This window comes from Nocardia thraciensis (assembly GCF_054782435.1).
The window spans coordinates 25,576-47,753 of the sequence record NZ_BAAGSM010000007.1; the positions used below are offsets into that span (position 1 = coordinate 25,576).

General features: G+C 69.2%; 22 protein-coding genes. 9 read left to right on the plus strand and 13 right to left on the minus strand.

Annotated features, from left to right (window positions below; all coding sequences use genetic code 11):
- The first annotated feature begins 136 nt into the window (after positions 1-136).
- Positions 137-409, plus strand: a complete 273-nt coding sequence (locus ACYVLQ_RS00865) for a MoaD/ThiS family protein (protein WP_460695398.1) — start codon at positions 137-139, stop codon at positions 407-409.
- A 14-nt stretch (positions 410-423) separates the two neighbouring features.
- On the opposite strand, the gene ACYVLQ_RS00870 is transcribed toward ACYVLQ_RS00865, so the two are convergent.
- Positions 424-882, minus strand: a complete 459-nt coding sequence (locus ACYVLQ_RS00870) for a hypothetical protein (protein WP_460695399.1) — start codon at positions 880-882, stop codon at positions 424-426.
- 218 nt (positions 883-1,100) lie between these two features.
- Between ACYVLQ_RS00870 and ACYVLQ_RS00875 the strand changes: the two genes are divergently transcribed.
- Positions 1,101-2,309 (plus strand): hypothetical protein, encoded by a 1,209-nt coding sequence (locus ACYVLQ_RS00875; RefSeq protein ID WP_460695400.1) that lies wholly within the window; start codon positions 1,101-1,103, stop codon positions 2,307-2,309.
- Here the strand turns inward: ACYVLQ_RS00875 and ACYVLQ_RS00880 are convergent.
- Genes ACYVLQ_RS00880 through ACYVLQ_RS00890 form a run of 3 tightly spaced genes read right to left on the minus strand, consistent with a single transcriptional unit; the run spans position 2,271 to position 4,290 of the window.
- Positions 2,271-2,999 (minus strand): cation diffusion facilitator family transporter, encoded by a 729-nt coding sequence (locus tag ACYVLQ_RS00880; protein ID WP_460695600.1) that lies wholly within the window; start codon positions 2,997-2,999, stop codon positions 2,271-2,273. The two genes, ACYVLQ_RS00875 and ACYVLQ_RS00880, sit on opposite strands and share 39 nt — an antisense overlap.
- Positions 2,996-3,325, minus strand: coding sequence for an ArsR/SmtB family transcription factor (locus tag ACYVLQ_RS00885; RefSeq protein WP_460695401.1), 330 nt, complete (start codon positions 3,323-3,325; stop codon positions 2,996-2,998). The genes ACYVLQ_RS00880 and ACYVLQ_RS00885 overlap by 4 nt, the downstream gene beginning before the upstream one ends.
- Before the next feature lie 47 nt (positions 3,326-3,372).
- A complete protein-coding gene (locus ACYVLQ_RS00890) occupies positions 3,373-4,290 on the minus strand; it encodes a M56 family metallopeptidase (RefSeq protein WP_460695402.1) in 918 nt (305 codons plus the stop codon).
- 483 nt (positions 4,291-4,773) lie between these two features.
- Here ACYVLQ_RS00890 and ACYVLQ_RS00895 point away from each other — a divergent pair, with 483 nt between their 5' ends.
- From ACYVLQ_RS00895 to ACYVLQ_RS00915, 5 genes are all read left to right on the plus strand, one after another.
- Positions 4,774-6,561, plus strand: coding sequence for a thiamine pyrophosphate-requiring protein (locus ACYVLQ_RS00895; protein WP_460695403.1), 1,788 nt, complete (start codon positions 4,774-4,776; stop codon positions 6,559-6,561).
- A gap of 30 nt (positions 6,562-6,591) precedes the next feature.
- On the plus strand, positions 6,592-6,915 hold the full coding sequence (locus ACYVLQ_RS00900) for a plasmid stabilization protein (RefSeq protein WP_460695404.1): 324 nt from the start codon (positions 6,592-6,594) through the stop codon (positions 6,913-6,915).
- Positions 6,916-7,135: 220 nt separating this feature from the next.
- Positions 7,136-7,909 carry a PRC and DUF2382 domain-containing protein gene (locus ACYVLQ_RS00905; protein WP_460695405.1) on the plus strand — a complete coding sequence of 258 codons (774 nt, stop codon included), beginning with the start codon at positions 7,136-7,138 and terminating at the stop codon, positions 7,907-7,909.
- Positions 7,910-8,044: 135 nt separating this feature from the next.
- Positions 8,045-8,917: a glycosyltransferase family 2 protein gene (locus ACYVLQ_RS00910; protein ID WP_460695406.1), complete on the plus strand. Its 873-nt coding sequence runs from the start codon at positions 8,045-8,047 to the stop codon at positions 8,915-8,917.
- Between the two features lie 49 nt (positions 8,918-8,966).
- Positions 8,967-9,410, plus strand: coding sequence for a hypothetical protein (locus tag ACYVLQ_RS00915; protein WP_460695407.1), 444 nt, complete (start codon positions 8,967-8,969; stop codon positions 9,408-9,410).
- 1 nt (position 9,411) lies between these two features.
- On the opposite strand, the gene ACYVLQ_RS00920 is transcribed toward ACYVLQ_RS00915, so the two are convergent.
- The 8 genes from ACYVLQ_RS00920 to ACYVLQ_RS00955 form a co-directional block, all read right to left on the minus strand.
- Positions 9,412-11,628 (minus strand): hypothetical protein, encoded by a 2,217-nt coding sequence (locus tag ACYVLQ_RS00920; RefSeq protein WP_460695601.1) that lies wholly within the window; start codon positions 11,626-11,628, stop codon positions 9,412-9,414.
- A 106-nt stretch (positions 11,629-11,734) separates the two neighbouring features.
- Entirely contained in the window at positions 11,735-12,334 is a 600-nt protein-coding gene (locus ACYVLQ_RS00925; protein ID WP_460695408.1) for a class I SAM-dependent methyltransferase, read from the minus strand.
- Positions 12,335-12,649: 315 nt separating this feature from the next.
- Positions 12,650-13,792, minus strand: a complete 1,143-nt coding sequence (locus tag ACYVLQ_RS00930) for an acyl-CoA dehydrogenase family protein (RefSeq protein ID WP_460695409.1) — start codon at positions 13,790-13,792, stop codon at positions 12,650-12,652.
- Positions 13,793-13,962: 170 nt separating this feature from the next.
- Positions 13,963-15,045, minus strand: coding sequence for an ABC transporter ATP-binding protein (locus ACYVLQ_RS00935; protein WP_460695410.1), 1,083 nt, complete (start codon positions 15,043-15,045; stop codon positions 13,963-13,965).
- Positions 15,046-15,057: 12 nt separating this feature from the next.
- Positions 15,058-15,807: a carbohydrate ABC transporter permease gene (locus tag ACYVLQ_RS00940; protein ID WP_460695411.1), complete on the minus strand. Its 750-nt coding sequence runs from the start codon at positions 15,805-15,807 to the stop codon at positions 15,058-15,060.
- A gap of 107 nt (positions 15,808-15,914) precedes the next feature.
- Positions 15,915-16,760: a carbohydrate ABC transporter permease gene (locus ACYVLQ_RS00945; protein WP_460695412.1), complete on the minus strand. Its 846-nt coding sequence runs from the start codon at positions 16,758-16,760 to the stop codon at positions 15,915-15,917.
- Positions 16,761-16,762: 2 nt separating this feature from the next.
- On the minus strand, positions 16,763-18,067 hold the full coding sequence (locus ACYVLQ_RS00950) for an extracellular solute-binding protein (protein ID WP_460695413.1): 1,305 nt from the start codon (positions 18,065-18,067) through the stop codon (positions 16,763-16,765).
- A 118-nt stretch (positions 18,068-18,185) separates the two neighbouring features.
- The gene (locus ACYVLQ_RS00955) at positions 18,186-19,490 is read right to left on the minus strand and encodes a hypothetical protein (RefSeq protein ID WP_460695414.1); all 1,305 of its coding nucleotides are present in this window, start codon (positions 19,488-19,490) and stop codon (positions 18,186-18,188) included.
- Positions 19,491-19,909: 419 nt separating this feature from the next.
- On the opposite strand from ACYVLQ_RS00955, the gene ald reads away from it, so the two are divergent.
- The gene (gene ald / locus ACYVLQ_RS00960; protein ID WP_460695415.1) at positions 19,910-21,019 is read left to right on the plus strand and encodes an alanine dehydrogenase; all 1,110 of its coding nucleotides are present in this window, start codon (positions 19,910-19,912) and stop codon (positions 21,017-21,019) included.
- An 88-nt stretch (positions 21,020-21,107) separates the two neighbouring features.
- Positions 21,108-21,422: a hypothetical protein gene (locus tag ACYVLQ_RS00965; RefSeq protein ID WP_460695416.1), complete on the plus strand. Its 315-nt coding sequence runs from the start codon at positions 21,108-21,110 to the stop codon at positions 21,420-21,422.
- A 38-nt stretch (positions 21,423-21,460) separates the two neighbouring features.
- Here ACYVLQ_RS00965 and ACYVLQ_RS00970 read toward each other — a convergent pair whose 3' ends face one another.
- On the minus strand, positions 21,461-22,036 hold the full coding sequence (locus ACYVLQ_RS00970; protein ID WP_460695417.1) for an Lrp/AsnC family transcriptional regulator: 576 nt from the start codon (positions 22,034-22,036) through the stop codon (positions 21,461-21,463).
- Positions 22,037-22,178: the final 142 nt, after the last annotated feature.

Consider the following 22,178-nt stretch of genomic DNA (forward strand, 5'->3'; position numbering starts at 1 on the left):
ACCCGCATCGTCGGCTCGATCGTAGGGGAGTTGCCGGGGCTGGGGAGGAGTTCCCGCCGAACCCGGCAGGTGTCAGCGGGTTTCAGGGTAATATCCGGGCAATCATCCAGCTGCGACCGAGAATGGAGGCGGCCTGTTGACGGTTACCGTGACGATCCCGACTGTGCTCCGTCCGCACACCGACGGGGCCAAGCGGGTCGAGGCGACCGGCGCGACCGTGGCCGCGGTGCTTGCCGACCTGGAAAACAGGTACGAGCGACTGTCGGGCCGCCTGCTTACCGACGGCAAGTTGCGGCGGTTCGTCAACATCTACGTCGATGACACCGATGTGCGGCACGGGCACGGGCTCGACACCGAGGTCCGTGACGGCGCCACTGTGACGATCCTGTCGGCGATGGCGGGCGGCTGACCGCCGCACGACGCTCAGAGCGACTGCGCGACGACATCGATGGCCAGGATCGCGCCCAGCGTCACCGCCATCGTCAGCGACAGCGCGAAGAAGGTGCGCCGGATTTCCGGCATCTCCTCGGTCCGGGCGAAGATCCGTTTCGGCCACACCCACCACGACTGGAACGCGAACGCGGCGCAGGCGACCAGGAACAGCGCCAGCTTGGCGATCATGAGCCAGATCCACGCGCCGCCGGGTGCGGGAGTGTGCGCCGCCCGGCTGATCGCCGCCACGACACCGCAGATGCCCGCGATGATCGCCAGGCGCAGTATCCGTTGCCGCGAACCGTCGGCCATCATCTGGCCCATCTCCTCGAGTTCTTCGGGATCCCCGGCGTCGAACTGGAACCGCTGGACCACCACGACCGAATAGACCATGGAGCCGAACCACACTGCCAGGAACAGAGTTTGGATCACGGCAAACAAGTTCGTCACAACCATCTGCATTCCCTTTCGGCACCCACCCGGTTCCCGGCAGCGACCACCCGGGCATCGCCGCGGCGCTCTTTCTGCAAGCGCACAGCCACCGTACTCGGTGCCCGACCCAGCGTGGCCGATTTTCGGGCTCCGTTCCGGAGTCGCTGGCGGTGTCCGATCGTCGGGCAGATCCGCGCGGGCCGCCTCAGCTGTGGGAATGCGGTTGGATGGCGGTCGTGGACACTGTGGACTTCGCCCGTGTCGTGGCCGAATTCGGTCCCGGGTCGGCGCTGCTCGTCGAGCCGGGGTCGACGGCCGCGGCCCATGTTCCGGCGCGGTGGGCCGGTGTCGCGGGCGGCCCCGATGCGCGTGCCCGGCGCGCCGCCGCGGTGGCGCTGTGGAACCTCGACATGTTCGTGGACGTGGCCCGGCGGTTCGGCGAGGTGCTGAACGAATGCCTCGACGACGTGCGCGTCTGTCTGCTGCGCGGGGACTGGGTGCTGCTGTACGCGCTGCGGAAACCGTACCAGCCGCACGAGTTTCGAATCGGCTGGGATCCCGAGACATTCGGGGCGGACCGGCCGCCGCACTGGGACGCGCTGCCCGCGGCGCTGCGCGTATTTCTCGACACGGTGCACGCGGGATTCACCGACCTCGACGGAATCTCCTTCGGCCCCACCAGGCCCCGGGACATGCGGACCTATCGCGAACTGAAACTCGCCGAGCCGGTGCGCAATTGGGAAACGGACGAGGGTATTCCGGGCGACCGGGCGATGCTCATCGCCAAAGGGCTGGGACATACGTGCTATTTCGCCTCTCCGGACCTGCCGGAGGGAACCGTCGGCTGGGAGTACGGCGGAGATATGGAACGGCCACTGGATTTCGCGCAGACGTTCGACGATCTGCTGAGCTACGGCTTCGAACTGGAGCGCGACCGCCCGCCGGAGCCCGAGGCGCCCGCGGAGCCGCCGACATCGGAGGAACTGCGGCAGCGGATCGCGTCGTTGCCGCGCGTCGCGCGAGCGGTGGTGTGGAGCAGGGAACTCACCGAGGACGCCGCACGCGAACGCATCCGCGATATCGTCGCGGAACTGCTCGACGCCCTGGGCGGCCAGGTGCGGATACACCCGCGGGACGGCCGCGACGGCGAGGTGCTGCTGCCGCTGGACGACGACGCGGGCACCGTCTACCCGGGCGAGCGGCTGGAGGCCCGCTATCTGCTCGAGCCCCCGCCCCCGGACCGGGCGGAAATCTACCCGCCCGTGATCGTCCGCATCTGGGAACGCGGCGGCTGGGACGTGACGCTGTCGACCGATCCCGACGGCATCATCGTGGAGGCCCGCACCCCGGACTGGTTCGAACTCACCCTGACCCACCGCGACGACACCTTGCGCCTCGCCGTCATCTCACCCGGCTTCCTCCGGCCGCTCCGGCCACCGGGCTGAGCCGGGCGGGCAGTCGCAGGTGTGGGCCGTGGCCCGAGGGGAAGCTGTTGGGGCGCAGCAGGTCTCGCCCCGCCAGGCATCGACGCCCTCCTTGACGGCGATGACCGCGATCAGCAACGCTGCGACCGGATCCGCCCACGACCAGCCGAACAACGAGTTCAGCAGCAGGCCGATCAGCACGACCGCGGACAGGTAGGTGCACAGCAGGGTCTGTTTGGAGTCGGCGACCGCCGACGCCGATCCCAGCTCGCGCCCGGCGCGCCGCTGCGCCCACGACAGCACCGGCATGACCGCCAGGCTCGCCGCGGCCAGCCCGATGCCGAGCGGGGAGTGCCGCGCCCCGCCGAGGCCGAGCAGCGACCGGATCGCGTCGACGGCCACATAGGCGGCCAGTGCGAAGAAGGAGAAGGCGATGACGCGCACCGCGATCTTCTCCCGCGCCTCGGGATCGCGCGCGGCGAACTGCCACGCCACCGCCGCGGCCGAGGACACCTCGATGACCGAGTCCAGCCCGAAACCGATCAGCGCCGCCGACGACACCCGGGCGCCCTCGATGAGGGCGACGCTGGCCTCGAGCACGTTGTAGGAGATCGTCGCGGCCACCAACCAGCGGATCCGCCGGGACAGCACGGCTCGTCGCTCGCGGGTCGGACCCGTCGGCGCGAGCGGCATCCCGAGCGCGGGCATCAGCAGCAGCCCTCGGCATCGGCGGTGGGGCAGCAGGCCGGGTCCACGGCGAGCACCAGGCCCACCAAGTCGTCGAGGGCGCGGCCGATGCGCGCGTCCGCCAGTTCGTACCGGGCGCGGCGACCCTCCGGGACCGCGACCACGAGCCCGCAGCCGCGCAGGCAGGCGAGGTGATTGGAGAGGATCTGGCGCGAGACGCCGATCTTGTCGGCCAGCTCGGACGGGTATCCGGGCGCGGCCCGCAGGCTGAGCAGGATCCGCGTGCGCGTCGAATCCGACAGGGCATAGCCGAACCGGGACAGTGCGTCGCTGTGCGTCAAGGTATCCACGGACCAAAAGTACAGCGATTTCTGTATTCAGGGCAAGGTGTATCGAATCAGCAGCTGCCCGCCACCCCGAGGCCGGTGACGGCGGCCAGGACGGCGGCGGAGGGGCCGAGCGCCGAGGCGGCGACGGCGGCGAGCAGCAGGACGCGAATCCGAATCTTGTGGGCCCGGGCGGCCGGAGCGGCGAGCCGCTCGACACGGGTGACGAGACCGATATCGGCGGCCGTGGCGATCCGATCTTCGCGCATCCGGCCCGGTGCCATGGTCACCAGCGCGTTGATCAGCGCGTGGCGGCCGTAGGTGCGGACCGCGTGGTCGTCGGCACACATCTCCAGGAGTCGGGCGACCTCCACGGCGCCGATGCGGAACACCTCCAGACGGGGAAGGATGGCCGTGAGGCCGCGGGTCAGCGACAGCAGCACGTGATGGCGGCCGAGCAGGTGCGCGCGTTCGTGCGCTAGGACGGCGTCCAGCTGTCGATTGTCGAGGGCCTCCAGCGCCCCCGTGGTGACGACGACGGCGTGCGGCCGCCCCGCCACCGAGTAGGCGGCCGGTTCACCGACGTCGACGACGACGGCGTCGAGCGCGGGATCGTGCCGTCCCGCCGCGCGCGCCAGCCACGCGTGCTCGTGCGTGCTGCTGCGCGCTCGGACCAGTAGCCCGATCAGACGCGCCACCAGCACGATCGTCGCCACCCCGGCGAATCCGGCCAGGCCGATGACCCCGCCCTGCGCCACGGGTCCGTAGCGCCCGGTGATCTCGTTGTGCAGATCGGCGTAGCAGGCCTCCAGGACCAGCGGCTCGGACATGACCGTGTGGATGACGACGGAGGCGATCAGGGTCACCACCGCGCCGATCCAGGCCGCCAGCACCGAACCCAGCACGCACACCCACGCGGTGAGGCCGAACCTCGGCGCCACTCCGGTGTGCGTGAGCCGGACCAGCATTCGGGGCGCCAGCACCGCCACGGTGAAACCGTATGCAAGCAAGCATGTTTCGATGGTCATCGCAACGCCGGGCATTCGTCGGCCGTGGGCGCGGCCCGTCGCGGGGTGCCCGGGGACGCGGGCACACGGACCTGTTGCACGGACGCTCCTTCAGATTCTGCGACAGCGAACCATGATCAACAGGTTAACGGGCCGGAAATGGCGGAGAAATCGGCCCGGTACCGCGATCCCGGCGTCGCCCGAGAGTGACCTGCGTGAACCGATCCCCGCGGTGTGTGTCGAAAGTTATTCCTAGAGTTGGGAACGTCGCCGATGTCCGAGCGGGACGCGGAGTCCTGGGTAACCGACGACCTTACCGGATCTGGCGGCACGTCTCGTCGCCCGGCTGCGCGCGGCGGCGGTGGCCCGGCAGCGGTCCGCGCTGAGAACGCCCTGATTGGCCCTCCGATTCCAGGGTATCCGCGCAAATGCGCGCGGGACCACTCGAATCGGAGAGGAGGGGCCATGGCTCAGCAACAGGTGGGCGATTTCGTCGTGCGGCGGTTGCGGGAATGGGATGTCGACCAGGTCTTCGGATATCCCGGCGACGGGATCAACGGCCTGGTGGCGGCGTTCGGTCGGGCCGACGACGGCCCGGCGTTCATCCAGGCCAGACATGAGGAGATGTCCGCGTTCCAGGCCACCGGGTACGCGAAGTTCAGCGGCCGGGTCGGCGTATGCACCGCCACCTCGGGGCCCGGCGCCATCCACCTGCTGAACGGGTTGTACGACGCCAAGCTCGACCACGTTCCGGTGGTGGCGATCGTCGGGCAGACAGCCCGCAGCGCCATGGGCGGCAGCTATCAGCAGGAGGTCGACCTGCAGAGCCTGTACAAAGACGTCGCCTCCGACTACCTGGTGGAGGTGAACGTCTCCGCGCAGCTGCCGAACGCGCTGGACCGGGCGATCCGTGTCGCGCTCACGCGGCGCGCGCCCACGGCGGTGATCATTCCCGCGGACCTGCAGGAGGAGCCGTACGAGCCGCCGGGGCACGAGTTCAAACAGGTTCCGTCGAGCCCGCCCGGGCCCGTCCGGACCGCGACGCTGGTGCCCCCGGCCGGTGAGATCCGCCGTGCGGCAGAGATTCTCGACGCCGGATCCAAAGTGGCCGTGCTGGTCGGCCAGGGGGCCCGGGGCGCCGCGGAGGAGATCGCCGAAATCGCCGACCGCACCGGCGCGGGTGTCGCCAAGGCCCTGCTCGGCATGGATGTGCTGCCCGACGACCTGCCGTTCGTCACCGGCCCGATCGGACTGCTCGGCAGCCGCCCCAGCTACGAGCTGATGCGCGACTGCGACACCCTGCTCATCGTCGGGTCGAACTTCCCCTACAGCCAGTTCCTGCCCGACTTCCGGCAGGCGAGGGCCGTCGAGATCGATATCGACGGGGCCTTCATCGGGATGCGCTACCCGACGGAGGTGAACCTCGTCGGCGACGCCAAAGCCACTCTCGCCGAATTGATTCCACTGGTGCAACGCAAGCAGGACCGGTCCTGGCGGGAGACGGTCGAGAAGAACGTGGAGCGCTGGTGGCAGGTCGTCGAGCGGCAGTCGATGCTCGACGCCCATCCGGTCAACCCGATGCGGGTCGTGTGGGAGCTTTCGCAGCGCGTCCCCGGCAACGCCATCGTGACCGCGGACTCCGGATCGTCCACCAACTGGTATGCCCGGTGCCTGCGGATGCGCGGGGATATGCGGGGTTCGCTCTCGGGCACGCTGGCCACCATGGGGCCGGGGGTGCCCTACGCGATCGGGGCGAAGTTCGCCCATCCCGACCGCCCGGCGATCGCCCTCGTCGGCGACGGCGCCATGCAGATGAACGGCATGGCCGAACTGCTCACCATCGCCCGCTACCGGAGCCGGTGGACCGATCCGCGGCTGATCGTCTGCGTCTTCCACAACAACGACCTCAACCAGGTCACCTGGGAGCTGCGCGCGATGGGCGGGGCGCCGAAATTCGAAGAGTCCCAGTCGCTTCCGGACATCTCCTACGCCGACGTCGCGCGCTGCGCGGGCCTGTCCGCCATCGTCGTGGACACACCCGACGACCTCGGTCCCGCCTGGGATCGGGCCCTGGCCGCCGACGAACCGGTGCTGCTCGACGTCCGGTGCGATCCGGAGCTGCCGCCGATCCCGCCGCACGCCACCTGGGAGCAGATGAAGGACACCGCCGCGGCGCTGCTGCGCGGCGACCCGGACGCCGGGCGCGTGATGTACCAGGGCGCGAAAACCAAGGCACAGGAATTCATTCCGTGACAAATTCCGCGACAAGTGAGGAGGCGCGACATGCCCAAGGAATGGACCGCGAAACAGGAGCGACAGTACGAACACGTGAAGGAATCCGCGCGAGACCGCGGAGCGAGCGAGGGCCGAGCCAAGGAAATCGGCGCCCGCACCGTGAACAAGAACCGCGCGCAGTCGGGACAGTCGAAGACCGCGAGCAAGACCTCGGTGCGTGACATGTCGCCGCAGCAGCGCGGCGGCAAGCGGTCGCATTCGGGCTCCCAGGGGCCCACGCGCGACCAGCTCTACAACGAGGCGCGACAGCGCGGCATCAAGGGCCGCTCCAAGATGACCAAACGCCAGCTGGCGTCGGCGCTGGGCAAGTAGCGTGGCAATAGTTTGCGGAGGGTCATACCGGGTACTTGCCAGAATGTAGCCGGTACGGGCCGAAGGCTCGGATCGGTGGTCGCAGACAGGAGTGTGCCGACCCGGTGCGTCAACCGGGCGGCGCCTCGTCAACCGAATGGACACATCTCCGAACCATGCGGTGCGCGCCGCGCCGCCTCGCCGTGGGCGTGGCCCGGCACCGGCGTACAGGAGGAGGGTCATGACCAACGCAACGCTTGAATCCGTAATCGGAACTACCGCATATGATTCCGCCGGCGAGAAGATCGGCAAGGTCAAGAAGATCTATCTCGACAACGCCACGGGCGAGCCGACGTGGGCGGCGGTGTCGACGGGACTGTTCAGCAGTGATTCGATGGTCCCGCTGGCCGGGGCGCAACACCGGCCCGATGCCGAGACACTGCAGGTCCAGGTGGATAAGGACCACGTGAAGTCCGCGCCGTACCTGGACGATGACGGCCATATCACCCGGGAGTCCGAGCAGGAGTTGTTCGCCCACTACGGCATCGACTCGCGGCGTGCCGGGTGGACCGCCTACGGCCGTCAGCAGATTCGGCCCGGAAACGATGAGCCGATGACGCACGGTCACGGCAACGACGAGATGATCCGCTCGGAGGAGCGGCTCCAGGTGGGCACCGAACGCCAGGAGGCCGGGACCGCGCGGCTGCGCAAGTACGTGGTCAGCGAGGATCAGACCGTCGACGTGCCCACCACCCACGAGGAGGCGCGCCTCGAGCGCGAGCCCATCACCGATCCGGCGCAGCTGCGTTCGCCGGAGATCGGTGAGCAGGAGCGCGAGGTGACGCTGCATGAGGACCGGGTGACCGTGCACAAGGAATCGGTCCCGGTCGAGCGGGTCCGCCTCGAGGTCGATGAGGTCGAGGACCAGCGCACCGTCTCCGACACCGTCCGAAAGGAGCGGATCGAGGCGGAGGGCGTCGAGACCGAGAAGAATCGTCGCAGGGACGAACGCTGACGATTGCCAGCGCAAGTGCTCACCGAGAGGCCGGGGTAAACCCCCGGCCTCTCGTGTATATCCCCCAATTCCGACGTCCTGAATAATCCGGCATTCTTTTGTATGGTTATCCGCGCATTAGCTGAAGGGAGCGCTGTGACGGTGCCATCGGTGTCGGTCGTCATCCCGGCCCATGTGCCGACGGCCGAGAGTCTGGGATTTCTGGACGTGCAGCTCGCGGCGTTGGCGGAGCAGGATTATGCCGGGCCGTTCGAGGTGATCATCGCCGACAACAGATCGCCGATCGCCCTGCGCGAGCATATCGCCGGTCACGCGTTGAAACAGCGGCTGAGCCTGCGATATGTCGACGCCTCGGCGGAGCGGGGCGCCGCGTACGCCCGCAATATCGGCGCCGGCGCGGCCAACGGCGCGGTCCTGCTCTGCTGCGATCACGACGATCGGGTATATCCGGAGTGGATAAGCCGCCTGGTCGAATTCCTCGACACCGGATACGACCTGGTGAGCTGCGCGGTCGAGGGCCGTTCGCTGAATCGGGACAATCCGCGCACGGTGGCGGAGATGGCCGAACCGGACGCTTTTCAGCCGCCGGGAGTGGTGGTCCCGATCGTGCTGGGCGGCAGTATGGCCTGCCGGGCGGAGGTTTATCGGAAGGTCGGCGGCCTGGATGTCACCTATCCTGCCAATGAGGACGTCGAATTCGGGTGGCGTGTGCATCGTCACGGTTTCCGGGTGGGATATCTGCCCGCCGCGCTGGTCGCCTACCGGTATCGCCCCGGCTTTCGCGCGGGCCTGCGGCAGGGGCGCGCCCGCGGACTGGGTCTTGCCCGGTTGAATGCCGAATTTCCGGGGAACGGGCTGCCCGAGATCCGCCTGCCGATCGTGCTGCGTGACTTGTTCCGGGTCGGGACGGCCCGCGGGCTGGTGGGGGAGGAGCGCGGTCTGCTGCTGGGCATCCTGATCGGGCAGTTGCGCGGCGGCCTACGGCATCGAACCCTGCGCTGGCGGTAGGTGTCGCCACCGATGGGAGGGTCGTGCGGTCCGTGGTGGACTACCGGCCATGGGCAGCTCCTACATCGACTATCGCGAAGGCGGGTTCTGGTGTCGTGACGGCTCGGCGGAGCTGTGGCTCTACCTGCTGGCCGAGGAGGTCGACGCCCTCGCGGACCGGCCGGGCTGGCTCGCGGAGGCCGGCGCGGCCTGGCGGCAGCAGGCCACCGCCGGGTTCGCGGGCTGCGTGAATCCCTCTCTCGACAAGTATCTCGGCACCTCGCCCGAGCGCGTGGAAACCGTTGTGGCACTGTCGGAACGAGTATCCCGGCGGCTGCTCGAATGGTCGCCCGCGATTCCGATGGAGATTGTGAACGGCTGGGGCACCGGGGGACCGGGAACGCGCTACCGCCGCAACGTGGACACGGCCTGGATGCTGCGGTTCGGCGCCGCCTTCCATCGCCTGCTGCGCGGCGCCATCGCGGCCGATCCCCACGCGACCACGATGTACTGAGCTATTTTCCCTGTCCCGCGGCCACGATATCGGCCAGCTCGCGGTCGGTCTCGCTGAGTTCCCGATCTCCCGGCGCGGGTTCGTCCTTGCGCCGGGAACGGATGTACAGCCACTGCAGCACCCCGATACCGGCCAGTCCGGCCGCGAAGGTGGCCGCGCCGATCTTCCACCCCGGCGGGCGCCAGGTCAGTTCCAGTTCGGCGTCCTTCGTGCCCGCGGGGATGTCCACGGCGACAAAGGATTTCGCCACGGTCGTGAACGGGACCGGCTTGCCGTCGAGGGTGACGCGATAGCCGGGCCAGCCCAGGCGGGCGAACACCACGCGGCCGCCGCTCTCCGACGAGACCCGCACGCGGCTGCCGGTATCGGACTCGGAAACCGAAGTGGCGGTGGCGTTCCGGGTGTCGGCGACGCGGCCGTTCACCGTGGAGACCGGTCCGCCGGTCCGTTCCAGGACCGCGATGTAGCGTTCGTGGCCCGGATAGTCGACCCACTTCCAGCCCTCGGGCGCCGGTTGGCTGGGAACGTCGGGGAACAGTGCGCGCTGCAGGACCACGCGATCGATGAGCATCAGGTCGACCAGTGGGCGCCCGGTGCTGGGCTCGGGGGCGAACATGCGGCGGTAGGCATCGGGGCAGACGCTGGAATCCCAGCGCATGCAGAGCATTTCGCCGAAATAGAAGTGACCGGTCGGGGTGTAGCCGTTGACGTACTTCAGCTCCATGCCCTCGGCGTAATTACCGAAAACCAATGAGCCGTAGGCGCCTTCGAGGTTCTTGTCGCCCGGCTGCAGCAGCCCGCGCTCGCCGAGTTGCAGCGTGGTGCCGGTGAAATCGGGGAAGGCGGCCCGGGCCTGGGCGCGATTCGCTGGCAGGTTCCATCCCATGGGCGTCGGCTGGGCGGCGTTGACCTGGTAGTAGGCGATCGGGAACGTCGCGACGATGGTCAGCACGGCCGCGGCGGCCGCGCCCTTGCGCAGGCCCAGCCACACCACGCCCGCGCCGAGCGCGGCGATCGCCAGCGCCGCGGCGATGTGCCGGAACACATTGTGCGGATCCGCGGAGAACGACCGCACCCACAGTGCCAGCACCAGCACCCCGGCGGCGATGGCGCGATGGCGCCAATTCCGGACGGTGCCATAGCGTCCGAGCAGCACGGCCACCAACACCAGCAGGCCGATCGCCAGCATCGGCAGTACGCGTACCGGCCAGCGCAGCGGGCCGATCGTGCCCGGCCCGGCGGTCCACATCAGCATGATGATCGTGAACAGCGCGACCGCGGACAGCTCCCGCCACGCCTCGCGCGCCCGGCGCCAATCGATGAACGCCAGGGCGGGGATCAGGAACCAGGCGATATAGGTGACCGGCATCGGCTGGATGTAGCCCCACCAGGAGGTGAACGCGGGCAGTGTGCTCGGCAGGCTGGCGTTCAGCGATTCCGACCAGGGCACCGTGAGGAACTGGTCGTTCATGATCTGCGAGGTGCCGCGCCAGGTCACCTTCGCCGCCAGCATGCTCGGCAGGAAGGTGAGCAGTCCGGCGAGACCGGCACAGGCCGCCGCGATCGTGAGGCGCAGCACCGGTTTCCACGCGCGGCGGTACACGATCTCGCCGATCGCGACCGCGAGCAGCATCAGCGCCGCCTCGACCGCCGGGAAGATGTACTGCGTCGAGATGGTGAGGTACAGGTAGACGAAGACGGGGACGGGCCCCGCCTTGCCGCGCGTGTAGCGCACCGACGCGGCCCACGCGTGCACCAGCCAGGCCGTGCCGGTGAGCGCGGTCATCCAGCTGGCCTCGTCGAAGAACAGGAAGAAGCCCGAGAACGGGAACGCGATACCGGCCACCGCCGACCACGCCGGGCGTCCGCCGTAGGCCAGGCAGATCCGGTAGACGCCGAGCGCGGCGATGATCGCGAAGATCAGCTTGACGATGGTCGCGTACAGCGCCATGTTGTCGACCGAGGGCGCGATCAGGTCGATCAGCAACTGCGGCGGATTGAACAGTCCCGCGTCGTCGATGGTGTTGTTGCCCGACATCCACCGGTCCGGCCACAGCACCGGGAACTCCCCGTTGCGCATGGCGCGGCCCAGGGCGACCCACAGGCCGGTGTACTGGGACTCGGTGTCGTCGGTGAAGAAATGGCGGATATTCGCCAGCAGAACCGCGACATATCCGAGGGCCACACCGGCCGCCGTGAGCGCTCCCCACCGATACACGTCTCGCCGCGCAGGCTCGGCCAGCGCCACCTCCGACACCGCACTGTCCGTCACGAGTTCCTCACCCTACAGGGCCTTTCTGTGGATCGCTGTCGCCTGTTCTCGCTCACGCGGCGATCACGTAGAGCTTCTCGCGCCCACCGGCGATCAACGATCGCTCCAGGACGCGAGATTCGTAGGGCCGGAACAGGTCGTCCAGGGATTCCTCCGTGAACCGATGCTGCTGCGCACCCTCACCGGCGTTCGTATATCGGCGGGCGATTGCCGCGAGCAAGCGGTTGTCGCTGGTCGCCAGGTTCCGGACCGGTTCGGAGATGATCACCTGCTTACGCGCCGCGGCCAGCATCCGCTCGACCACGGGCGCCGGTTCGGGCAGAAAGTGATACAGGCTCGCCTGCATGACCAGATAGTCCGCCGGTGGCAGCGCCGCATCGGAATGCACATTCCACACCGTTCCGCGCCCGCCCGCGTCGTTGAGCCGGGCGACGAAACCGGCATTGAGATCCAGCCCGGTATAGGAGCCCGCCCGCCCACGGAGATAACGCGTATACAGCGTCGCCGGACCGCAGCACACGTCCACGACATCGGCTCCCTCGGGAATCTGTTCCGCCACCGCCCGATACCGCGCACCGTAGTGCCGCCCGTACAAACCCCGCATGAGCAGTTCGTAGACGGTCGCGCTGCGATAGACGACGCTGGTTCCCAATGGCTCCCCTGCAACTGTCGGCGAGTCGGCTGCCGCGCCGGATGTTACGGGGGTTCGGGGTGCGTGTCGATGCGAGCGCCGTGAGCTGGCCTCCTTGAAGCTGGGCGGTCCCGGGGCCGTGGGTGCGGGCTGGCCGAAGGGGCGGGAGTTCAGGCCGGGGTCGCCCCGCCGATGATGGTCGTCGCGTCGATCCCGGCCATGCGACGAGGGTCCGCGAGGATGTCGATGGCGGTGATGCGGGCGTCGGCGACGGTGAAGCTCATGATCGAGAACAGGGCGCCGTCGCGGGTGCTGACCAGGCCCGGGCCGACGCGCTCAGTTGCCCGCCAGTGAACGCGCGATGACCAGCCGCTGGATCTGGTTGGTGCCCTCGAAGATCTGCGTGATCTTGGCTTCGCGCATATAGCGTTCGACGCGGAAGTCGCGGGTGTAGCCGTAGCCGCCGAGCACCTGGACGGCATCGGTGGTGACCTTCATGGCGGAGTCGGTCGCGACCAGCTTGGCGACGGAAGCGTTGCGGGAGTAGGGAAGTCCGGCGTCGCGGCGGCGGGCGGCGTCGAGGTAGGCGGCGCGGGCGGAGTCCACGGCGGCGGCCATATCGGCGAGCAGGAAACCCAGGCCCTGGTGGTCGATGATCTTGCGGCCGAATGCCGTGCGCTGCTGCGCGTAGGTGACGGCCTCGTCCAAGGCGGCCTGCGCCAGCCCGACCGCGACCGCCGCGATGCCGAGTCGTCCGGAATCCAGTGCGCTGAACGCGATCTGCAACCCCTGGCCCTCGGCGCCGATGCGGCGCTCGGCGGGGACGAGGGCGTCGTCGTAGTGGGCGGTGGTGGTCGGGATGGCGGCCAGGCCCATCTTCTCCTCGGGCTTGCCGAAACTCAATCCGGGAGTGGCGGAGTCGACGAGGAAGCACGAGATGCCGCGCGAGCCCTCGCCGGTCCGGGCGAACAGGGTGTAGAAATCGGCGCGGCCGCCGTGGGTGATCCACGCCTTGGTGCCGGTGATCCGGTAGCCGTCCGCGGTGGCGGCGGCTTTGCACGCCAGGGCGGCGGCGTCGGATCCGGCCTGCGGTTCGGACAGGCTGTAGGCGCCGATCGTGCTGCCGCCCAACATCTCCGGTAGCCACCGCTGTCGCTGCTCCTCGGTGCCGAAGGCGAGCAGCGGGTAGCACGACAGGCTGTGCACGCTGACCGCCACGGCCACCGCCGCCCACCGGGCCGCGATCTCCTCGAGCACCTGCAGATACACCTCGTACGGTTGCCCGCCGCCGCCCTGCTCCACCGGATACGGCAGGCTCAGCAGCCCGGCCTCGCCGAGCGTGGCGAACACACCCTCCGGATAGGTCTCGGACTTCTCGTGCGCGTCCACGATCGGCGCGAGCACCTTGTCGGAGATATCGCGCGTGAGCTGAATCAGATCACGCGCTTCGGCGGTGGGCAGCAGGCGATCGACGGCCACGCGCGGCTCCTTGCTGAATCTCATAGGACGGTTGCCAGGCATCCACGCTACCCCGGCGGCGACGGCCGCGGCCGCCGCCAGGGCGCCCGCAACGGTTGGGGCCGTGGTGGACGTGCCGAGCGCGGGGTGATGGTGAACCGCCCCGAGCGCGTGGAGAGGGTGGAGTCCCGTCAGTGGGTTGCCGACTCCAGGAGCAGTCCGGTGTCGGGGTCGTACCAGCGGGTCGATTCGGTGGGGATTCGGACGGTCAGCGTTTCGCCCGGCTCGGCCCGGAAGCCCGCTGCCGCTTGGATTTTCACCGTCTGCCCGCCGATATCGGTGGTGAGCAGGGTGGCGGAACCGAGCGGTTCCAGGACCTGGAGTTCGGCGCGGAGTCCCTCGGGCGTCGAATCACCGTCCACCGCGACGGCTTCGGGTCGAACGCCGAGTCGAAGTGTGCGTCCGTCGAACGACGACAGTGCGGCGGGCACGGCCAGGGTCTGCCCGCCCAGATCGAGTCGTCCGTCCTCGACGGTGCCGGTGAGGAAGTTCATCGGCGGGCTGCCGAGGAAGCCGCCGACGAATTCGGTCGCGGGGTTGTCGTAGACGTCGCCCGGAGCCCCCACCTGCGCGATTCGCCCGTCCCGCAGCACCGCCACGCGATGGCCCAGCGACAGCGCCTCCACCTGGTCGTGGGTAACGTAGATGGTGGTGGTGCCGAGCTCGCCGACCAGCTTCTTCAGCTCGGCCCGGAACGAGAGGCGCAGCAGCGCATCCAGATTGGACAGCGGCTCGTCCATGAGCAGCACGTCGGCGTCCATGACGATGGCCCGGGCCACCGCGACCCGCTGGCGCTGTCCGCCGGACAGCTTCGCGGGATAGCGGTCGAGGTAGGGCGTCAGCTGCAGCAGGTCCGCGGCCCACGCGACCTTGTGCCGGATCTCGTCGGCGGGCACGCCGTGCACGCGCAGGCCGAAACCGATGTTCTCGGCGACCTTCTTGTTGGGGAAGACCGCGTAGGACTGGAACACCATCGACAGGTTGCGCCTGCGGGGTTCGAGATAGGTGACGTCGCGCCCGCCGATCACGATCTGCCCGGAGTCGGGCAGGTCCAGCCCGGCGATCATGCGCAGCAGGGTCGTCTTGCCGCAGCCGGAAGGTCCCAGCAGCACCAGGAATTCGCCGTCGTCGACGGTCAGCGAGACCTCGTCGGTGGTGCGCACGGTGCCACCGGGATAGGTCTTCACCAGCTCGCGCAGGATCACCTCAGCCATCGCACACCTCTGTCATCGCAGCGTCGTTCCCCACATGTTCACCAGATAGCGCCGCATCACGAGGATGAACAGCAGCGCCGGAAGGATCAGCGCGAACCCGCCCGCGAACCGGTACGGCGTGGACGCCTCGGCGAGGGCGGTGAGCACCTGGGCGGGTAGCGTGCGATGGCCGAGCGTCACGATGGTCGCGCCCAGGATCTCGTTCCACGAGAGCGCGAAGGTGAAGATCGACGACGCCGCGAGACCCGGAAGCGCGAGCGGCACAACGACTCTGCGCGCGGCCTGCCAGCGGGTGCAGCCGAATACCCGGGCTGCCTCCTCGAGGTCGGCGGGCACCGCGACGAAGATGCTGGCGGTGATGAGCACGGTGGTCGGCAGCGCCAGCACCGTATGCACGAGGGTCACCGCCAGCACCGTGTCGTCGATGCGCAGATGCAGGAACATCGTCGCCAGCGGCACGGAAAGCACCACGATCGGCAGCGCGCGCACGAGCAGGATGAACACCCGGTAGGCGTCCTGTCCGCGAAAGGCGTAGCGCGCCAGGGCATATCCCGCGGGCGCGCCGACGACCAGCGACCAGAACACGGTGTAGAGCCCGACCAGCACCGAATTACCCAGGGCGGGAATGGTTCCGGTGGCACGGAAGAACGACGACAGCGTCTCGGTGGAGAATTCGCCGGGCAGCAGCGGCTTCGGAAAGCGGTTGAGATCATCGCGAGAGGAGACGGCGGCCGAGGCGATGAGCACTATGGGCACCGCCATGAAGAGAGTGACGACGACACAGGCGAATTGCACACCGGCTGAACGCCATCGGCGTCGACGCAGCGGGGCTCGGTCGATCGGAGGAAGGTCGGTGCGCACGGGCTCGCTCATCGTGCGCCCTCCGGCTCCCGAACGGTTCGCAGGTACAACACCGCCGTGCCCAGCGAGATCGCCAGCACCACCAGCGATACGCAGCTCGCCACCGCGGGATTCTGCAGGTTCGAATACCACTGGTAGGTCTCGCCGACCAGCAGCGGGAAGTCGCGGCCGGTGAGCGCCTGCGCGACGGCGAAGGCCTGCAGCGCCAGGATGGTGCGCAGGATCAGCGCCACCTGCAGGCTGGGCCCGAGCAGCGGCAGCGTGACGTGCCGCAGCCGCTGCCACAGGTTCGCCCCGAATACCTGTGCGGCCTCGTCGAAGTCGCGCGGGATCAGCTGCACCCCGGCGATGACAATCACGAACACCAGGGAGGTGGCGCGCCAGATCTCGGCGACCACCACGGCCAGCAGCATGGTGCCGGTGTGCTGATACCCCAGCCACTGCACCCCGTCCTCCGTCAGCCCGAGCCACACCAGCAGCGAATTCAGATAGCCGCGATTGCCGAACACCGACAGCCAGACCAACCCGGCGGCCAGCTCGGACACCGCGAGCGGCACACACCACAGATAGAAGTGCGCACCGGCGAACCGCGGCCGCGCCTGCAGCAGCAGCGCCATGCCGATGGCCAGCACCAGCTGTATCGGCACCACGATGACGATCAGCAGCAGCGTATTGCGCAGTGCCGTAAAGAAATACGGGTCATCGAACAGCCGGTGCCAATGCGCGAGGGTGAAGCCGTGGTCGTCGCGGAACGCCGCCAGCACGGCCTGCACCAGCGGCCAGCCGAACAACGCGGCCAGCAGCACGAGGGAGGGCAGCAGCAGCACCCACGGAGATCGGCGTGTCACGGTCATCGTCACCCCACCCGGCACAACTCGGCGGCGGGGTCCGGGGCCCAGCACGGCACCCGCAGTTCGTCGAGGATGCCCTGCAGCCCCCGGGCCTGCTGGTCCAGTGTGGCCCGAATGTCGGCCCCGCCCAGCACGATCGCACGGAAACTGTCCTGGAACACCTTGCTCACCTCGCCTTCGCGCTTGCCGAGCCCCACCGGTGGCAGCGACAGCAGGGCGTCCGGCGCCCGCTGCTGGCGGCGCAGCGCCTCGGCCTCGAGCCGCGCCGCCGGGGGCAGGTCGTCGGGTATCGCCGTATCGATCGACGGGAAGAATCCGTTGGAGCGCAGCAACTCGATCTGCGTGGCCGGGTCGGTGAGCGTCGAGATGGTGCGCTGGGCCAGTTCGGGATCCGGGCCGTGCCTGGGCACGGCGAGCCCCGTCACCACGGCCATGTAGCCGAGTCCGCGCGGGCCGCGGGGTGCGGGCACCATGCGCCAGTCCTGCGGATCCCGAGCGGGCGCCTGGGCGAGTCGGACCACATGGTCCCACGCCATTCGCACCTCGCCGCTCTCCAGCGCGTCCTGCATGAAGTCGTAGCCGGTGCTCGACGGCACGCAGTTGGCCCACAGCTCGCGGAAGTACTGCCAGGCCGTCACGGCCTCGGGGGAGCGGAACGTGGTGATCTGACCGCCGGTGAACGAGGGCAGCAGAAATCCCTGCACGAACCGGTGCAGCAGTCCCTTCGGCCCGGCCGGGAAGCCGAGCATCGGACGGTTGCCGTTGGCGCGGCGGGCGGCGACCGCCCAGTCGAGGAACTGGTCGTAGCTCAGCGCGTGCGCGTCCGCGCCGGAGGGCAGGTGCGCGAGCGCCTCGGCGTGCGCGGCGAGCACGTAACTCGCTGTCGCCCAAGGGATGTACCAGGTGCGCTCGGTCCCCAACCGAGCGAGTCGCAGATAGTCGGCGGACCAGCCGCGCGCGCCGAGGTCGGCGAGCAGTCCGGTCAGGTCCTCGAGATACCCGTCGGCCAGCGGCGCGAGATCGCCGTGCAGCCCGCCGAGCAGGCCGATCTTCGTGGCCCCGGCATCGACCTGGGTGCGCACCTGACCCGCGAACGGGCTCTCCTCGATGGTCACGTAACCGACGCCGGGCGCCGTCCGGCCCAGCAGCGACCGGAATCGCTCGGCCTCGTCGGCGGGCCGGAACTGGGTGGACAGGAACACCATTCCGCCCGCGCCGCTGGTGGTGAAGCCGGTGCAGGCGGCGGTGAACGCGGCCGCGCCCAGACCAGCCGAACGCAGCAACCCTCTGCGCGTCAAGACGGCGGGCATGGGCGGCTCCCTGTGCGACATGATCTTGGCCCCGTGGTCCGGCAAACCTAAGCGCCCGTCGAGACCTTGTCAACGAATGCGCGGGTCCGCGCGTTCGCCCGCGGCCTCGCTACCGGGTTCACTCGGTCTCCGAGGCGCTTTCGGCCGGTCGTCGGCGCAGGAAATGGACGTACACCGCGCAGCACACGATGGTGGCGACGGCGGCCCACCCCGGGGACGCGGTGTCGCGATCGTCGAACTCGCACAGCACCTCGCCACCCGCGCCTACCTCCGGGGTGCAGGTGCCGTAGCTCATTCGGGTGCGCAGCGCCAGCACGGCCGACGGGGCGAGCAGCAGCACGATGCCGAGCACCCGGGTCGAGGCGCGCCGCGGCAGGGCGGTGCCGAGGCAGTAGCCGGTGATCGCCGCCAGCACGAAGTCGGCGACGTCCTCGACCAGCGGCTGACCGTGCACGTGGCCGAGCAGCGCCGCGGCCACCGCGAGGGCCCCGAGCGCGGCGAGACCGAGATTCGGTGTCGCCCATCGGATTCCGGCCAGTAGCCCGACCCCGGCACCTACCGCGAAGATCGGCACGGCCACCATGGGCAGATCGGCCGAGACCGTCGCGTTGCCGGTCGCGGCGACGGCCACGCACAGCAGCACGAAGATGCCGTCGCGCCCGGGCAGCAGCAGGGCGACGAAGCCGGTGATCAGCGCCGCGACGCCGACGGCGACGACGACCACCACGATCCGGTCACCGCTGCGCGTCAGCCAGCCCGCGATCACCAGCCACGCCGAGACCAGCACCAGCACCGCCACGATCGGCATCATCGGCAGTTCCACCGACATCCGCTGGGTCGGTGAGCGCCGCCGGTTCAGGTAGGTGCTCACCGAGACCAGGACGAGTGCCGCGCCGATCAACCAGGTCGGCGGCGAATCGGTGGCGGTCCAATTCGATTGGAAGTGCTGGGCGGACGTATCGGACCAGTGCGGGACGGGCAGCGCCTCGGCGATGCAGATGCTGGCCACGGTTCCGAGGATCCAGCCGACGGTGGGCGCCAGGTGTCGCGCGATCGCGGCGCCCACGGCCCCCAGCACCACCCCACCGGCGGTCGCGTCGAGGAAGTTCATCGTCGTGAGCGAGGCCGAGGGCGCGGCCGAATGCCCGAATACGTGATTGAGCGTCATCACCGCGATGCCGCACAGCGCGGTGCACCAGGCGACCAGTTCGCTGTCGGCGGCCGCGACGACGGTCGCCACCACCACCGCCACGATCGCGCCCGCCGCCACCGCTCGCGGCTGGCTGTAGGCGAGCAGGTGCAACTGCAGCGGTGTGGATTCGCTGGTCCAGCGGAAGTCGATCGGCAGCGCCAGCGACAGCCCGGCGACCATGGTCGCCAGGAAGGCCGTGATCGTGTCCACCCCGATGTGGATGCGCCGCACCGCGCAAAGCTACCCGGGACAGGACCGGCGCCGGGTCCGAAACGCCGATCGCCGGACGGTAGCTGGCTGCTTCGGCGCGGCCGCCGGCGGCGCGGATCGTCTCCCGTAGTGACTGTGGCGCTCGCGCAGGCCGTCGAGGTGCACCATCCAAGCGTAGGCGCGTGCTGGCGCCCAGCGACGCCGTGCCGTCGCGGTTCGAAGATCCTTCGGCGCCGCTACGCTCTCGGCGCTGAATCTCGACCATACGAGGGAAATACCGGCGCAATAGAGAATTATATTCAATGGAATAGAATAGTGGTCGAAGTTTCTTCATACTTTCTACATCCAGTGATCCGGCCCGATCGGCATGGATCGCCACTACCGGCAACCACGGCCGCGACCAGCAGACGCGACCGCGACCAGCAACCACAGGAGTGCAGGTGAAGATCGGAATTCCCCGCGAGGTCAAGAACCACGAGTACCGGGTGGCGGGCACCCCCGCCGGGGTGCGCGAGCTGGTGTCGCGCGGCCACGAGGTGTTCGTCGAGGCGGGCGCGGGCGCCGGATCGGCCTTCGACGACGACGCCTACACCCTCGCCGGTGCGCGCGTGCTGGATTCGGCCGACGAGGTCTGGGGCGTGGCCGACCTCGTGCTGAAGGTGAAAGAGCCGGTGGCCGAGGAGTATTCGCGCCTGCGGGCGGACCAGGTGCTGTTCACCTATCTGCACCTGGCCGCGTCGGCGGAGTGCACCGACGCGCTGCTGCGCTCGGGCATCACCTCGATCGCCTACGAGACCGTCACCGGGCGCGACGGCTCGCTGCCGCTGCTGGCGCCGATGAGTGAGGTCGCGGGCCGGTTGGCGCCGCAGGCCGGGGCGTATCACCTGATGCGCAGCGGCGGCGGGCGCGGCGTGCTGATGGGCGGGGTGCCCGGCACCCGCCCGGCGAAGGTGGTCGTGATCGGCGCGGGGGTGGCGGGCCGCAACGCCGCCGCGATCGCGGTCGGGATGCACGCCGACGTCACGGTGCTGGATCTGAACGTCGCCCCGCTGCGCGAACTGGACGCGCAGTACCAGGGCCGGGTGCGCACGGTCATCTCCAATGCGCACGAGGTGGAGAACTCGGTGCGGGAGGCCGACCTGGTGGTCGGCGCGGTCCTGGTGCCGGGAGCGAAGGCGCCCAAGCTGATCTCCAACGACCTCGTGGCACAGATGAAGCCGGGTTCGGTGCTGGTCGACATCGCGATCGACCAGGGCGGGTGTTTCGCCGACTCGCGTCCCACCACGCACGCCGAACCCACCTACCGGGTGCACGAGTCGGTGTTCTACTGCGTCGCCAACATGCCCGGCGCGGTGCCCTACACCTCGACCGTCGCCCTCACCAATGCCACACTGCCGTACGCGATTTCGCTGGCCGACCGCGGCTGGCGGGAGGCCGTGGCCGCCGATACCGGCCTGGCGCAAGGTCTCAGCACCCACCAGGGCATGCTGCTCAGCGAAAGCGTCGCTGCCGCACACGGCTACACGGCCCGCGCGTTGACCGCGGCATAGATCCGGGCGCCCTCGCGGTTGCTCCTCGCGGTCGACTTATCTACTATCTACGTACGTAGACAGTAGAAAGATCGAAAGGGCGTGCACCATGACGAAATCCGAGTTCTGGTCGCGGCGAGTCGCGGTACGTGCGGTTACGGCGGTCGCGGTGGCGGCCGGTGCGGCCGTTGTCTTCGCCGGGCCCGCGTCCGCGGACGTCGCGCCGGTCGCGCAGTCCGGTTCCGTGCAGGTGGAACAGGTGCACGGCAAGGGGCATGGGCGAGATCGCGGGAAGGGCAACGACCGTGGCCGTGACCGTGGCCGTGACTGGGATCGGGACCGTGGCTGGGACCGGGACCGTGGCTGGGACCGAGGCCCTGGCTGGAACGGCTTCCGGTTGCCCGGTACCGGCAGCGCCTTCTGATCGCAGCGTGCCGAAGGGCGGCGCGGGCGATCGGCGTCCTACGCCTGTCGCTCCGCCCGCCTCGGCGGCCCGGGGCGCCCTCGGTCGGAGGTACGAATGCGGGGCCGCACGTGCTCGAAGATGAGGATCGTCTCGGTGCGGGCGACGGCGGGATGGGCGCTCAGGTTCTCCAGCACGAACATGCGCAGGCCCTCGGTGTCGGCGGTGGCGACGTGCACGAGAAAATCGTCGGCCCCGGCGATGAAATATACGTTGAGCACCTCGCCCAGGGCGGCCAGCTGTTCGCCGAACTCGGCGAGGTGCTTGCGCGCATTGGCCTGCACCCGCACCGACACCATCGCCTGCAGGCTCCGGCCCAGCGCCGCCGGATCGATATCCGCGTGAAAGCCCCGGATAACCCCGCGCTCCACCAGCGCTCGCACCCGCCCCAAGCAGGTCGACGGCGCGATCCCCGCCGCGGCGGCCAGCGCATTGTTCGTCATCCGCCCGTCCCGCGCCAACTCGTCCAGCAGCACCCGATCGACGTCGTCAAGCGGAACGACCGGTTCCGGCACCGATCGCCCCGACTGATCTGCCCTGTCGGATCTTCGCACAACACCCACAGTATCGAACATAATTCGACAACCGCCCGGGTGGACCGTCATTTCAACACTCGCCGTCTCGTCCATATGATCACCGCGACGATGCGGCAGCACGGCTCCCGTTGCCTCAGTGCGGCAACGAATCTCACGATCACATCCTCGGCATTGTGCCGAC